Source organism: Rathayibacter oskolensis (genome assembly GCF_900177245.1).
Classification (GTDB): Bacteria; Actinomycetota; Actinomycetes; order Actinomycetales; family Microbacteriaceae; genus Rathayibacter; species Rathayibacter oskolensis.
Genome location: NZ_FXBM01000001.1, coordinates 1394661 through 1409259, shown reverse-complemented (window position 1 = coordinate 1409259; position 14599 = coordinate 1394661). Strand labels below are relative to the sequence as shown.

Below are 14599 nucleotides of genomic sequence, written 5' to 3'. Positions count from 1 at the left end.
TCGCGTTCCCGAGGCCCTCGCGTTCCCGAGGCCCTCGGTGCGCCGGGGCCCTCAGTGCCTCTCCCTGCGAACCCGAAGTGTCGCCGGGCACCGGGTCCGCTCAGCGGACGGTGACGGTCACAGCAGGGCTCGTCGAGGCGTTGCCCGAGCGGTCGACCGCCTTCGCGACGACCGGGTGCGGCCCCTTCGCGAACCCGATCGTCGACACCGTCAGCCTCCACGTGCCGTCGGCGGCCTGCTTCGCGGTGCCGATCCTGATCGAGCCCGTCCAGTAGACGACCGAGGCGGTGTCGGAGTCGGAGGCGGCGACCAGCGTGACCGTGCCGGACACCGTGCTGCCGGAGGCCGGGCTGGTGATGCGCACCTGGGGCGCGGTGGTGTCGCGGGTGGGAGTGGGTGACGCCGTTGCGGTGCCTGTCGCTGTCGGCGTAGGCGCTGCCGTCGGTGTCGGCGTCGGTGTCGTCGGTGTCGGCGCTGTCGTCGGCGGCGGAGTGCCGGTCGGCGACGCCGTGGGGGTGGCCGACGGAGTGGGCGACACGGTCGGGGCAGGCGACACGGTGGGAGTAGGCGTGGCGGACGGAGGAGGCGTCGCAGACGCAGCGGGGGTCGGGGACGGGGTAGACGTCGGCGACGCGCTAGGGGTCGGGGTCGCAGTGGGGGTCGGGGTCGCAGTGGGGGTCGGGGTCGCAGTGGGGGTCGGGGTCGCAGTGGGGGCAGGGGTCGCGGTGGACGACGGGGTCGCGGAAGGCGCTGCCGACGGAGTGGGCGAGACCGTCGCAGTGGCCGACGCCGACGGAGAGGGCGTCACGGTCGGGGTGGGCGACGCCCACGGGGACGGCAGCGCGGTCGGGGTGGGCGACGCCGACGGAGCCGGCGACACGGTCGGAGTCGGCGACTCCGAAGGAGTCGGAGTCGCGGCCGGCGTCGGCGACGCGGACGCCTCCGGCGAAGGGGTCGCCGTCGCAGACGCAGACGCCTCGGGAGTCGGCGCGCCCGACGGCCCCGGAGTACTCGATGCCGTCGGCGAAGCGGTCGGCGAAGCGGTCGGCGTCGGAGCGCCTCCGGGCACTGCCCACGCCGGCACGGCCTCGGGACCCCAGAGCACGCCCGCGATCAGCGCCTGGCCGCGGACGTTCGGGTGGAACCAGTCGACGGTCGACACGATCTCCGGCGGCAGCGGCGTGGCCGTGAGCGCCCCTCCGTCCCAGACGCACCGCGGTCCGACCGACGCGCAGGCGGCCGCGAGAGCGCCGTTGTACTGCCGGGTCCGCTCCGCCGCTGCGGCCACCGACGCGGCGTACGCGTCGCCGGTCAGAGCGACGCCTTCAGGCGTCACACCGCGCGTCGTCCGGCACAGCTTGCCCTTCGACCACTCGGCATCAGCGGGCCCGCCCCGCAGTCCCGCCCACTCCGAGGCCACGTCCGGTGTCGAGCTGAGGAGGATCGTCGCGGTCGGCCAGGTGGTGCCGATCTGCCGCAGAAGACTCGACGCCGATGCGGTGAACGCCGTCGAGGGCGTCATCGTGTAGCCGTCGGACGCCGCCCTGATGTCGCGGTGGCAGAGGTCGTTGCCGCCGACCAGGACGGTCACGTAGTCGGCCTCGATACGAGCGGCGGCGGCGGTGGAGACCATCGCGGAGACCGCGCGGATCATGCTCCCGGCCTTGGCGTAGTTCGCCGTGGTGACGACGCTTCCCGGATTCACCTCCTGCAACCGCTGGGCGATCGAGCGGACTGCGGGGGCCGACCCGGTCGCCCAGGAGTTGACCGGGCAGTCCGCCCTCGAGGTGCAGCTCGCCGTGCCGCGGGTGACCGAGTCACCGAACGACACGACCGAGATCGTGCGCGGTTCTGCGGCGACGGGCACCGCGACTCCCCCGGCGAGCACGAGCAGCGCGAGCACCGCGACCAGCGGGCGGAGGACCGAGCGAGGGGGTCTGTCGGCCATGTCACTGCTCTCGGGATGCGCGGAGGGCGCGAGCGGAGTGGAGATCTGGGTGCCTGTGGACGGAGGCGGGGATCCGAGCGGGCGGCGGGGGCCGTCGATCGAGAGGGGGTGCCGGAGACCAGGGGGCGGTCAGCACGAGTGTGACGCGATCGGATCGCCGCGGCAAGTACCCCGCGGTCGTCAGTCGGCGGCGCGGGCCTCCCGGTGCAGCTCGGTCAGCTCGAGGTAGGAGGCGGCGTTCCGGCGGATGCCGGCGCGCTCCTCGTCGGTCAGGTCGCGGCGGACCTTCGCGGGGACTCCGGCGACCAGCGAGCCGGGCGGCACCACCGTTCCCTCCAGGACCACGGCGCCCGCCGCGACGAGCGATCCCGTGCCGATGACCGCTCCGTTCAGGACCGTCGCGTTCATGCCGACGAGCACGTCGGACTCGAGCGTGCAGCCGTGCAGCACCGCGTGGTGCCCGACGGACACGTCCTCGCCGATCGTGGCGTCGAAGCCGGCGTCGACATGGACGACGACTCCGTCCTGGAGGTTGCTGCCGCGACCGAGCGTGATCCTGGCGTTCTCGGCACGCAGGACGGCGCCGTACCAGACGCTCGACCGCTCCCCCAGCTCGACGGATCCGACGAGAGTCGCGCCGGGCGCGACCCAGGCGGTGGTGGCGATCACGGGTGCACGGCCGCCCGGCAGGGTGAGCACGCGCGCGCCGTCGGATCCGCTGGTCGACATCGTCGGTCCTCTCGTCGCAGGTCGGGTCGACTCGATCCTGGCAGCTGCGACCGAGGCGCGCACGAGCACAGCCTGCCGGCCGCAGGTCTGCGGACCGCCTCCGAGAGGCCGATCGGATGTCACCGCCCGAGGCACGCGCGGCGGCAGCCGGACGACCTAGGCTGTCCCCGTTACGGGGGATCCCGTGGGGGCGGACGGGGCTGGCGATGACGCGCACGACGAAGGACGGCTCCCGAGGGCGGCGGACGACGCTCGCAGCACTGGCCGGCCTCCTGCTCCTGTCGCTCGCCGTGGGATCGACGGGAGGCTCTGCGGTCGCCGCGACGGACACGACCAAGCCGGTCGTCCGCATCACCGCTCCGACTGCGGGATCGACGGTGACGGGAACGACCGTGCTGCGCGCCTCCGCCACGGACGGCACCGGGGTCAGCGCCGTCTCGTTCTGGGAGGGATCGCGCCGGCTGGGCTATGCCGCCGCCGACTCCGGATCGTGGCGGCTCGACCTCGACACCCGCTCGCTGCAGGAAGGACCCCTGGTGCTGACAGCGAAGGCGCGTGACGCCGCGGGCAACATCGGCACCAGCAGCGCGGTCAGAGTCGTCGTCTCGCACGCGGGCCCCACGCCGGGACCGACCGCGACGCCTGCACCGTCACCGACTCCGACGGCGACTCCGACGCCGACCCCGTCGGCGACCGCGACTGCGACGCCCACCGCACCGGCACCCACGCCCTCGGGGACCCCGCGGCCCGACACGAAGAAGCCCACCGCCGTCATCACGGCGCCGAGGAGTGGAGCCACGGTCTCGGGGAGCACGACGTTCATCGCGACGGCGACCGATGACGTGGCCGTGACCGCGGTCTCGTTCTGGTCGGGATCGACGCGCCTGGGCAACGCCGTTCAGCGCGACGGCGGCGACTGGGTCCTCGTCACCTCGGCGCGGGCGCTCGACGCCCGGTCCCACACGATCCTCGCGAAAGCCCGTGACGCCGCGGGCAACATCGGGAGCAGCGCGGCGATCACGATCGTGGCCGTCGCGACCGCGTCCCCGACGCCCACCTCCAGCCCGACCGCGACGCCCGCTCCGTCGGTGACGCCGACGGCCACTCCCACTCCGGCACCGACCGTCTCCCCGACGGCCACGCCGACCCCGACACCGCAGCCCCCGACTCCGGGAGTGCCGGTGCCTCTCGCGCAGTGGGACTTCTCGGAGGCGGCCGCGCCCTACCGGACGACCGTCGGCGACCTGCCTCTCACCCAGGCGGGCCGGACGGCCGCACTGTCGACGACGACTCCCTGGGGAACCGGCATCCGGATGACCGGTACGAGCTATCTCCGCATCCCCGCGGCGTCGACCGGACGGCTCACCGTCGGGGCGACCGGGAACGCCGTGACCGTCGCCGCCTGGGTCGACATGACCGACACGAACGCCGGGTTCATCGCGGGACCGTGGAAGGAGAACTCCGCGAATCCGGGTCGCTCCTACGGCCTCTTCTACGACCTGAGCATGTACGGCGGCGACGAGCGCGCGAACTTCCACGTCTCCCGGACCGGCGGACCGACCCCGGGCTACCCCTACTCGCGGGATTACTCGGCATCGGGCCAGAACTTCACGCGGAACGTGTGGCAGCTGCACGTCGGGACCTACGACGGCACTCAGGCCGTCTCGTACCTCGACGGCGCCGCGGTCGCGATCCCGCGTTTCGTCGACAACCAGAAGAACGTCTACGCCAAGAACCCCTACCTGTTCCCCGACGGGCTGAACCCCACGCCGGGCGACTTCACGGTGGGAGCGGTCGAGCTCTCGACCGGTCCGGGCAACTACGCGCAGGGCACCTTCGCGAAGCTCCGCGTATGGGACAGGGCGCTCACGGCCGACGAGGTCCGCGCGCTCTACGAGGCCGAGCGGACCGCACTGGGCTGACGCGCCGTCATCGACCGGCGCGCAGCCAGGCGAGGACGGCGAGGACCCGGCGGTGGTCGGACCCGGAGTCCTCGAGCCCGAGCTCCTGGAAGATCGACGTCACGTTCTTCTCCACCGCTCCCACCCCGACGAACAGGGCGGAGGCGATGCCCGCGTTCGTGCGGCCCTGGGCCATCGCCTCGAGGACCTCGCGCTCGCGCGGCGTCAGGGCCGCGAGCGGATCGCGATTGCGCTGGAGCAGCAAGGCGACGACCTGCGGATCGAGGACGGTGCCGCCCGCCGCGACCCGCTCGACGGCGTCGCGCAGCTCGTCGACCGACGCGACGCGGTCTTTGAGGAGGTAGCCCATCCCACCCTCCCCCGAGCCCAGGAGCTCCTGCGCGTAGGTGACCTCGACGTACTGACTCAGGATCAGGACGGCGACGCGGGGATGCCGCCTGCGGATCTCGAGGGCCGCCCGGACGCCCTCGTCGCGAAAGGTGGGCGGCATCCGCACATCGAGGACGGCGACATCGACGGCGTCCGGGGCGCCCTCGAGGGACGCGAGGAGCCCCTCCGCATCGCCGTGGGCTCCCACCGCGTCGAACCCGGCGTCCTCGAAGAGGCGGACCAGGCCCTCGCGCAGCAGGACGGAGTCCTCGGCGATGGCGACGCGGAGAGGAGCGGAGGCGGGCACGCCCTCAGACTAGGCCGCGGAGGCGGGAGCCCCCGGATCCACGGGGTCCGCCGGTGCGGTGGGGCGGAACGGCACGTGGACGCCGATCGTCGTCGGCCCGCCGCGCGGCGACTCGACCGTGAGGAGTCCGCGGAGCCCCCTGACCCGGCCCGCGACCCCTTCGAGGCCGTGCCCGGCGACCGGAGCGGCGCCGCCGACTCCGTCGTCGATCACCCAGGCGTCGAGCCAGCGCTCCCCTGTCGAGCCCGCGTCGCGCACATCGAGGTGCACCCGCACCGTCTGCGCCGATGCGTGCTTCGACGCGTTCGCGAGCAGTTCCGCGACGACGAAGTAGACGCTGCGCTCGACCTCCGGGGGGACCCCCTCGACGGGGTGCTCGGTCAGAACCTGGACCGGCACGGGGCTCATCGCCGCGAGGGAGTGCACGGCCGCCTCGAAGCCGCGGTCCTGCAGGATCGGCGGCGCCACGCCGCGCGAGAGGGCGCGGAGCTCGTCGAGGGCCGCCCGCACGTGCTCGCGTGCCTCGTCGATCAGGGCCGCCGCCGCCTCCGGATCGGAGCCCACCCGGCTCTTCGCCGACCCGAGGTCCATCTGCACCCTGATCAGCCGCTGCTGCGGGCCGTCGTGGATGTCGCGCTCGAGCTGGCGGAGCGCGCGGTCCTCGGCCGCGACCGCCGCGCCGCGCGAGGCGCTCAGCTCGGCGACCTCGCGCTGGAGTGCCTCCGACCCCCAGGGACCGAGCAGCAGCCGGTCGACGAGGTAGCGCGCCAGCGTGAGCCCGCGCGTCGCGAACGGGAGGGTCGACACGAACAGCACGATCATCGCGACGGCAGCGAGGGCGACGAGCGCCGGGGGCGGGTCGGGCAGGCCGAGCAGCGTCGTCGCTCGCTCCACGACCCACTGCACCGCCGTCGTCGTCCCCCCGGCCGTGCCGCCGAGCACGGAGACGAGCGTGCCGAGACCGGCGAGCGTCCAGCCGAGCAGGACCGCCGCGAAGACCGTCGAGAGCAGCGGTGCGACGACGAGGGTGTGCAGGAGGGCGAGCCAGTAGTGGCCGTCGATCACCGGCCCGTACAGGGAGAAGGTGGCCGGAGTGACGGAGGCGGGCGCGCGGCGCCACTGCGGCTCGGGGATCACCGGGCGACCGGCGAGCAGGTCGAGTGCCCTCGCCGCTCGGCCGAAGAAGCGTGCGATCACCAGGGCGAGAGGCAGGAAGACGAGGCCGATGAGGACGCCGATGAGACCGAGCGCGAGAGCGAGAGCGGCGCCCGCGGCGAAGGCGCCCGCCAGGCTGAGCGGCACCGCGATCACCAGCGCCAGCGCCTCCCGGGGCAGGTCGCGCCAGAGCCGGAGGTAGGACCGGGTCGCCTCGCCCAGAGCAGACGGTGCAGACCGTGCAGGCGGAGCAGACGGTGCGGCGCGCATCCGCCCCTCCTCCCGGCGCGCGAGCGGTCGCCCGGCGCCTCGTCGAGCGTAGCCGCGAGCGCTCGCCGGGGCCCGGGGGCAGACCCCCGTCCCGACCCGTGCGATCACCCGCCGGCTCAGGCGAGGCTCCCCTTCGCCCGCGTTAGCGGAGCCTCTGCTTCCTTGCGGTCGCTGGGCTGCGGCGTACAGTTGACGATCAGTCACCCCCTCTCGAAAGGACCCGATGATGTCCACCGCATCCGTCACGTCGCTCACCTCGTCGAACCCGGATGTCGCATCCGGAGTCGCTCAGTTCCTCAGCCCGGTCGTCATCGAGATGACCGCCCTCGCCGTCAACGGCAAGCAGGCGCACTGGCACGTCCGCGGCGCCAACTTCATCGGCGTGCACGAGCTGCTCGACGCCATCGTCGGTCGCGCGATCGAGTGGGCCGACCTCGCCGCCGAGCGGGTCGTGGCCCTCGGACTCCCCGTCGACGCGCGCATCCAGACCGTCGCCTCCGCGACGCGGTCGGCGCCGCTCACCCCGGGCTTCCAGCGCTCCGAGAACGCGATCGTCGAGATCATCAACCAGATGGACGTCGCGATCACCACGGTCAACACCGCGATCGCCGAGCTCGCCGACATCGACGCGAGCAGCCAGGACGTCGCGATCGAGATCGGCCGCGGACTCGAGAAGGACCGCTGGTTCCTCTTCGCGCACGTCAGCGAGAGCTGAGCGCACTCCCCCTGACGGCCCGCTGGATCCCCGGATCCTGCGGGCCGTCCGTCGTTCCCCGCCCGTCACTCCGCTGATCGATGGTGGACCGACGCCCGCGACCCTGCTGGTCGAGCAGCCGCGCGGGGGCGTCTCAAGACCCGCCGATCACCGAGGCGGTTCGCGAGCACACGAGAGCGTTCGCCCCCCGGCCCGGAGGGACGTCACGCCTCGTGGGTGAAGCGCCCCGAGAGGAGGGTGGCGGCGACCGGCATGGTCCGCAGCTCCTCCGGATCGGCGGCGAGCGGGTCGCGGTCGAGCACGACGAGGTCGGCCGGATCGCCCCGGCGCGGCCTTAGGCGGCGCGTCCTGGTCGAGGCGGAGATCGCCTCGGCCGTGCTGAGGCGCTGCTCGGGGTGCCACGGCTCGTCGCCCTCCCGCGCGCGCGAGACGGCGGCGGCGATCGCCACCCACGGGTCCAGCGGAGCCACGGGCGCGTCGGAACCGAGGACGACCGAGGCCCCGGAGTCGATCAGCGAGCGAAGAGCGAACGCCCGGCCGGTCCGTCCCGGCCAGTAGTGCTCGGCGACCTCCCGGTCATCCAGGGCGTGGGCCGGCTGGACTCCGGCGACGACCCCGAGCTCGGCGAACCGGGGGATGTCGGCTCCGGCGAGCAGCTGCGCGTGCTCGATCCGTCCGCCGCCGACCCGCGCGAGGGCGTCCAGCGCGATCGTCGCCGCCGCGTCGCCGATGGCGTGCACCGTCGACCGGATGCCCGCTCCCGCCGCCCGGGCGAGCAGGGCGTCCAACTCGCCGGGGTCGACGGTGAGCACCCCGCGACCCGCGCCGTCGCCCGGGTACGGATGAGCGCAGTACGCGGTCCTGGTGTTCAGGGACCCGTCGATCAGCACTTTCAGCGGCCCCATCCGGAGGAGCCCCTCGCCGCCGACGAGGTCGTCCCCCGTCCGCAGACCCTCGGCGATCGCCCGCTCCAGGTCGTCGCGGTAGACACCCGTGTCCACGCGCAGCGAGCGGTTGCCGCCGTGCACGCGGCGCTGCCAGTCGCCGACGTTCCAGCGCATCTCGAGATCCACGACGCCGACGACTCCGCGTGCGGCAGCTCGCCTAGCGGCCTCGTCGACGAGGCCGTCGAGCTCGTCGTCGCTCAGCGCGCTCAGAGCGGTGACGAGCTCGAAGCACGGGTCCTCGCGCAGGATGCCCTCGCGTTGCGCGAACCCGTAGCGGCGGAGGGCGGCGGAGTTGACCCAGGCCGAGTGCAGGTCGCCGCTGACCAGGACCACGGGACGCTCCGGCGCGACGGCGTCGAGCAGTGCTGTCGTCGGGAGGTCCGGCCACAGGCCGTCGCGGAACCCGAAGCCGACGAGCGTCGCGGCGGAGTCGGCGGTGGAGGCGAGGCGCCCGCGCACCGCCTCGACCACCTCCCGGGCCGACTGCGCCGCCGAGACATCCAGGCGCGGCGCCGTCATCGCCCACTGCGAGAAGTGCACGTGCTCGTCCCAGAGCCCCGGGATCAGCCATCGACCGTCGAACTCGCGGACGGTGTCGGCTTCGAGCGACCCGTCGGGACCGATGGCGGCGACGCGACCTGCGTCGAGCAGGATCGAGACGGGCTCCTCGGCGCCGAGCAGTCGGGCGCCGCGGAGGAGGAGGCCGCCGCTCACCGGTCGCCCGGTTCCCGGCGGGCGCGGCGCATCTCGCGGGCGAGTGGCGCGGAGGAGTACGGCCCGTCCCCGTCGAGTTCGGCCAGGACGCGGTCGACGATCGCGGCGGGCTTGTTCTGGCTCATCTTCCGCTTCGCGACGATGCGGGTCGGTCGCAGCCGGAAGCCGACCGTTCCGCTCGAGATGCGGGCCGCGTAGGCGGCGTCCTCGGGAGTGCCCTCCATCCGGCGCGGGTCGGGCAGCACCTCCTCGAAGCGGTCGACGAGATCGGCGAGCGCGCGGAGGTTCTCCGTCGGCGACAGGATCTCCGGCGTCCCGGACAGATGAACGGTCACGAAGTTCCAGGTCGGGACGGCCGGGTCGGCGTCGTACCAGCCCGGTGAGATGTAGCCGTGCGGGCCCTGCACGATCATCAGGATCTCGTGCTCGCCGAGCTCGTGCAGCAGATCGTCGGGGCGGCCGACGTGGCTGAACACCACGACGTCCTCCTCGTTCTCGTCGAGGACCACCGGGTAGTGCGACGCGACCAGCTCCCCCGACGACGTCGAACTGACGATCGTCGCCCACGGGTTCTCGCGGATCAGCTGCTTGATGTCGTCCCTGTCGCTCAGCAGGAAGCTCGGGTTCTGGCGCATCGAATCCTCTCGTCGATCAGGTCGTCAGGACTGGCAGACCGGGCACCAGTAGAGCTTGCGCGCACCGATCTCCTCGAGCAGGACGTTGGTCCCGCAGACCCGGCACGGCAGGCCCTCGCGCTTGTAGACGTAGTTGCGCTCGGCGCGGCTCCTGACCGCCTTCGAGCGCTCGGTCGCGGTCAGGCCGCGGCGGGTGATCATCATCCCGGTGCGGATGCCGTCCTCGAGCAGCAGCGCCCAGTCGTCCCAGAGCTCGCGCGCCAGCTCGAGCGGCACCTGCTTGCCCGGCGTGTGCGGGTCGAGTCCGGCACGGTAGAGCAGCTCCGCGCGGTAGATGTTGCCGATCCCGCTGACCACCGACTGGTCCATCAGCACGAGGCCCACCGGGGTCGCGGTCTTGCGCAGACGGTTCACGAAGCGATCGCGCGCGGCGTCGGAGGCGTCGGCGGCCGGATCGGGGCCGAGTCGCGCGAGCAGCGCCTCGACCTGGGAGGGGTCCATCACCTCGCAGGCGGTCGGTCCGCGCAGATCGGCGACGGTCTCCTCCGTCTGGATGCGCACGCGCACGGCGCCGATCGGAGGCGGCGGGAACTCGTCGAGGTCGGTGTCGGTCTCGTGCTCCGTCTCGGACAGCCGCACGGCCCGGCGGCGACGGGGCGCACCGATGCTGCTGCCCGCCTTCCCGTCGGGGAACAGCGGGGAGACGCGGCCGAGGAAGTCCCACGCGCCGTAGAGGCCGAGGTGCACGTGCAGCGTCGCGTCGCCCTCGAACCGGAGGAGGAGGTGCTTGCCGACCGCGGTCGACTCGAGGACCGTGCGACCGTCGAGCAGCGCCGCGCCCTCCGTGAAGCGGCCCTGCGGACTGCTGGTGGCGACGGCGTGCCCGACGATGTCGCGCTCGAACTGCAGTGCGATCCGGTGGACGGAATGCCCCTCCGGCACTCAGCGGCCGTCCGCGGCGGAGTCGACGACGCGCCCGGCGATGTCGCCGGTGGCCTCGTACTCGGCCAGCTGGGCGATGCGGCGGACGTGCCGCTCCTCGAACGAGAAGGGCTCGGCGACGAAGGCGTCGATGAAGCCCGTCGCCTCCTCGACCGTGTGCTGGCGGGCGCCGATCGAGATCACATTCGCGTCGTTGTGCTGGCGGGCGAGGACCGCCGTGCTGAGACTCCACACCAGCGCCGCGCGGACGCCCGTCACCTTGTTCGCGGCGATCTGCTCGCCGTTGCCCGAGCCGCCGAAGACGATGCCGAGCGCCTCGACCCCCGCCTCCTGATCGCGGACGACCGCGGCGGCCGCATTGATGCAGAAGGACGGGTAGTCGTCGAGCGGGTCGTAGGAAGTGGGACCGTGGTCGACGACCTCGTGGCCGGCGGCGCCGAGGTGGTCGATCAGGTGCCGGCTGAAGTCCAGCCCTGCGTGGTCCGTTGCGATGTGGATGCGCACGCGCTCGTCCTCCGGAAGTGCCGTCTGATGCCCGTGGAGCCGGGGCCGGATGTCAGGGTACCGCCCGCGCGGCGGGCGCCGGTGCGGTCAGTCGAAGATCGGATCGCGGGTCCGCGAGCGCTTGAGCTCGAAGAATCCGTCGTAGGACGCGGCGGCCACGATGCCGTCCCAGAGGGTCAGCGCCTGCTGGCCGCGGGGAGTCGGTGAGAGGACGGGGCCGAAGAAGGCGACGTCGCCGATCGCGATGACCGGAGTCCCGACGTCCTGCCCGACGCGCTCGATGCCGTCGAAGTGCGAGGCGCGCATCGGCTCGTCGTACTCGTCGGTGTCGGCGTACGCCGCCAGCTCGGCCGCGAGGCCGAGCTCCGCGAGCGACTCGGTGATGACCTCGTCGACATCCTTCCGCCCCCCGACGTGGATCCGCGTGCCGAGCGCGTCGTAGAGCGGCTTGACGTGCTGCTGCCCCTCGCGCTCGGCGACCGCCGCGACGAGGCGGGTGTAGCGCAGGGCGCGCGGGAAGAAGGCACGGTAGGAGTCGTCCACGTCCTTGTCCTCGTTGAGGACGGCGAGGCTCATGATGTGCCAGCGCACGTCGAGCTCGCGGGCGGGAGTCACCTCGTCCACGAACCGCGAGGTCATCCAGGCCCAGGGGCAGGAGGGATCGAACCAGAAATCGACGGTGGTCATGGCTCCACGCTACGCCGCTCGGGGCCTCCCGCCGCTCACCCCCCAGGCGGCTCTAGGGTAGATCGGTGGCGCCGGCACCCCGGTGCCGACGGCCGCGCCCGAGACGAACGGATGGAGCACCACGTGCCAGGAGACAACCTCACCCGGAGCGAAGCGCAGGAGCGCGCCTCACTGATCCAGGTCATCGACTACGACGTCGCCCTCGATCTCACCCGGGGCGCCGAGACCTTCCTCAGCTCGACGACCGTGCGGTTCACGGCGACCGAGGGAGCGTCGAGCTTCATCGACGCGATCACGAAGACCGTCCACTCGGTGACGTTGAACGGCGCCGACCTCGACCCCTCCGAAGTGGCCGACGGAGTGCGCATCCGCCTCGACTCGCTCGCGGCCGACAACGAGCTGACCGTCGTCGCCGACGCGCTCTACACGAACACCGGAGAGGGCCTGCACCGCTTCGTCGACCCGGTCGACGGCGAGGTGTACCTCTACTCGCAGTTCGAGGTCCCGGATTCGCGGCGCATGTTCGCGGTCTTCGAGCAGCCCGATCTGAAGGCCGCCTTCCGCTTCACCGTGACCGCACCCGCGGCCTGGCAGGTCGTCTCGAACCAGCCCACGCCCGAGCCGGTCCCGGCGGGCGACGGGATCGCCACATGGAGCTTCGAGCCGACTCCGCGCATCTCGTCCTACATCACCGCGCTCATCGCGGGGCCCTACGTGGTCGAGACCGACTCCCTCGTCTCCTCCGACGGCCGCACCGTCCCGCTCGGAGTCTTCGCCCGCGCCTCCCTCGCTCCGTACCTCGACGCCGACTACGTCTTCGAGAAGACCAAGCAGGGCTTCGCCTTCTACGAGGAGAAGTTCGGTGTCCCCTACCCGTTCGACAAGTACGACCAGCTCTTCGTCCCCGAGTTCAACGCCGGGGCGATGGAGAACGCGGGGGCCGTCACCTTCACCGAGACCTACGTGTTCCGCTCGAAGGTCACCGAGGCGGTCAAGGAGCGGCGGGTCGTGACGATCCTGCACGAGCTCGCGCATATGTGGTTCGGCGACCTCGTGACGATGAAGTGGTGGAACGACCTCTGGCTCAACGAGTCGTTCGCCGAGTACGCGTCGACGCTCGCGACCGCGGAGGCGACCGAGTGGACCGAGGCGTGGACCACCTTCGCCGCCATGGAGAAGAGCTGGGCGTACCGCCAGGACCAGCTGCCCTCGACCCACCCGATCGTCGCGACCATCAACGACCTCGAGGACGTGCAGGTCAACTTCGACGGCATCACCTACGCCAAGGGCGCCTCGGTGCTCAAGCAGCTGGTGGCCTGGGTCGGCGAGGCGGAGTTCCTCGCCGGCGTGCACGAGTACTTCGTGAAGCACGCCTTCTCGAACACCGAGTTGCGCGACCTGCTCGTCGAGCTCGAGAAGACCAGCGGTCGCGACCTCACCGAGTGGTCGTCGCTGTGGCTCGAGACGGCCGGGGTCAACACGCTCCGCCCCGAGATCTCCGTGGACGAGTCGGGAGCGATCGCCTCCTTCGCGATCCTGCAGACGGCCGTCGAGGAGTACCCGACCATCCGCCCGCACCGCCTCGCCATCGGCCTCTACGACTTCGAGGGCGACCGTCTCGTGCGCGTCGACCGGCTCGAGCTCGACGTCGACGGCGAGCGGACAGAGGTCCCCGAGCTGATCGGCCGCACGCGCCCCGCTCTCGTGCTGCTCAACGACGACGACCTCGCCTACGCGAAGATCCGCCTCGACGAGGAGTCGCTCGCCGTCGCGATCGAGCACCTCGCGAGCATCGAGAGCCCGCTCGCCCGCTCGCTCGTCTGGGGCTCCGTCTGGGACGCGACCCGAGACGCCGAGTCCGCCCCGCGCGACTTCGTCCGCCTCATCCTGGGCAACATCGCGACCGAGACCGAATCGACGACCCTCCGCACGGTGCTCAACCAGCTGGTCGCGACGGCCACCCAGTACGTCGCGCCCGAGCACCGCACCGAGGTCGTCGGCGAGGTCGGCGACCGGCTCTGGGCGATGGCCCGGGAGGCGGAGGCGGGCAGCGACGCGCAGTTCCAGTTCGTCAAGTTCTTCGCGGCCGTCTCGTCCACCTCCGAGCACCTCGACGCGGTGCAGGCGCTGCGCGACGGCGCCACGACGCTCCCGGGCCTCGAGATCGACACGGATCTGGCGTGGGAGCTGCTGATCGCGCTCGTCGCGGGAGGTCGCGCGGGGGCCGCCGAGATCGACGAGGCGCTGGCGGCCGACAACACGGCGACCGGAGCGCAGTCGGCCGCGAGCGCTCGCGCCGCGATCCCGACTCCGGAGGCGAAGCGCGCGGCCTGGGACTCGGTCACCACCGACGACTCGGCGCCGAACACGATCGTCCGCTCGACCGGTCTCGGCTTCCAGCGCGCCTCCGATCCCGCGGTGCTCGACGCGATGGTGCCGGTCTACTTCGGTGCGCTCCGCGAGCTCTGGGAGAGCAAGAGCTACAAGATCGCCGAGTACCTCGTCGTCGGCTTCTACCCCGCCGCGACTCCGACGACGGCGATCGTCGAGGCCACTCGCGAGTGGCTCGCCGCGAACCCGGAGGTGCCGGCGCTGCGCCGTCTCGTCATCGAGAACCTCGCGGGTGTCGAGCGTGCCCTGCGGGCGCAGGAGCGCGACGCGCGAGCCTGAGTCGACGGGTCTCGAGACGCCGCTCAGCGACTGCTCGACCAGCAGGCAGTGGACCCTGCTGGTCGAGCGGCCGACGCAGGCCTCT

12 protein-coding genes are annotated in these 14599 nt (G+C 72.5%); 3 read left to right on the top strand and 9 right to left on the bottom strand.

All coding sequences use genetic code 11. The annotated features are described in order from the left end of the window. Positions 1–100 precede the first annotated feature (100 nt). A complete protein-coding gene (locus B9Y99_RS18450; RefSeq protein WP_129587925.1) occupies positions 101–1948 on the bottom strand; it encodes a GDSL-type esterase/lipase family protein in 1848 nt (615 codons plus the stop codon). Positions 1949–2128: 180 nt separating this feature from the next. Next, positions 2129–2677: a gamma carbonic anhydrase family protein gene (locus B9Y99_RS06840; RefSeq protein ID WP_085475764.1), complete on the bottom strand. Its 549-nt coding sequence runs from the start codon at positions 2675–2677 to the stop codon at positions 2129–2131. Between the two features lie 206 nt (positions 2678–2883). On the opposite strand from B9Y99_RS06840, the gene B9Y99_RS18735 reads away from it, so the two are divergent. After that, positions 2884–4599 (top strand): Ig-like domain-containing protein, encoded by a 1716-nt coding sequence (locus B9Y99_RS18735; RefSeq protein WP_165759553.1) that lies wholly within the window; start codon positions 2884–2886, stop codon positions 4597–4599. 7 nt (positions 4600–4606) lie between these two features. Here the strand turns inward: B9Y99_RS18735 and B9Y99_RS06820 are convergent, their stop codons facing one another. Together B9Y99_RS06820 and B9Y99_RS06815 are read right to left on the bottom strand one after the other, a co-directional pair. Further along, entirely contained in the window at positions 4607–5275 is a 669-nt protein-coding gene (locus tag B9Y99_RS06820; protein WP_085475761.1) for a response regulator transcription factor, read from the bottom strand. A 9-nt stretch (positions 5276–5284) separates the two neighbouring features. Further along, positions 5285–6700, bottom strand: a complete 1416-nt coding sequence (locus tag B9Y99_RS06815) for a sensor histidine kinase (protein WP_085475760.1) — start codon at positions 6698–6700, stop codon at positions 5285–5287. A gap of 223 nt (positions 6701–6923) precedes the next feature. Here B9Y99_RS06815 and B9Y99_RS06810 point away from each other — a divergent pair, with 223 nt between their 5' ends. After that, the gene (locus B9Y99_RS06810; protein ID WP_085475759.1) at positions 6924–7415 is read left to right on the top strand and encodes a Dps family protein; all 492 of its coding nucleotides are present in this window, start codon (positions 6924–6926) and stop codon (positions 7413–7415) included. 203 nt (positions 7416–7618) lie between these two features. Here the strand turns inward: B9Y99_RS06810 and B9Y99_RS06805 are convergent, their stop codons facing one another. The 5 genes from B9Y99_RS06805 to B9Y99_RS06785 form a co-directional block, all read right to left on the bottom strand. Further along, a complete protein-coding gene (locus B9Y99_RS06805) occupies positions 7619–9076 on the bottom strand; it encodes an amidohydrolase (RefSeq protein ID WP_085475758.1) in 1458 nt (485 codons plus the stop codon). Then, a complete protein-coding gene (locus B9Y99_RS06800; protein WP_085475757.1) occupies positions 9073–9711 on the bottom strand; it encodes an FMN-binding negative transcriptional regulator in 639 nt (212 codons plus the stop codon). Before B9Y99_RS06800 ends, B9Y99_RS06805 begins: the two co-directional genes overlap by 4 nt. Before the next feature lie 24 nt (positions 9712–9735). Next, the gene (locus B9Y99_RS06795; RefSeq protein ID WP_085475756.1) at positions 9736–10653 is read right to left on the bottom strand and encodes an Fpg/Nei family DNA glycosylase; all 918 of its coding nucleotides are present in this window, start codon (positions 10651–10653) and stop codon (positions 9736–9738) included. Beyond that, on the bottom strand, positions 10654–11157 hold the full coding sequence (locus tag B9Y99_RS06790) for a ribose-5-phosphate isomerase (protein WP_085475755.1): 504 nt from the start codon (positions 11155–11157) through the stop codon (positions 10654–10656). It lies immediately after the preceding gene. A gap of 87 nt (positions 11158–11244) precedes the next feature. Then, positions 11245–11844: a mycothiol-dependent nitroreductase Rv2466c family protein gene (locus B9Y99_RS06785; RefSeq protein WP_085475754.1), complete on the bottom strand. Its 600-nt coding sequence runs from the start codon at positions 11842–11844 to the stop codon at positions 11245–11247. Positions 11845–11967: 123 nt separating this feature from the next. On the opposite strand from B9Y99_RS06785, the gene pepN reads away from it, so the two are divergent. Further along, on the top strand, positions 11968–14514 hold the full coding sequence (gene pepN, locus B9Y99_RS06780) for an aminopeptidase N (RefSeq protein WP_085476286.1): 2547 nt from the start codon (positions 11968–11970) through the stop codon (positions 14512–14514). Positions 14515–14599 lie beyond the last annotated feature (85 nt).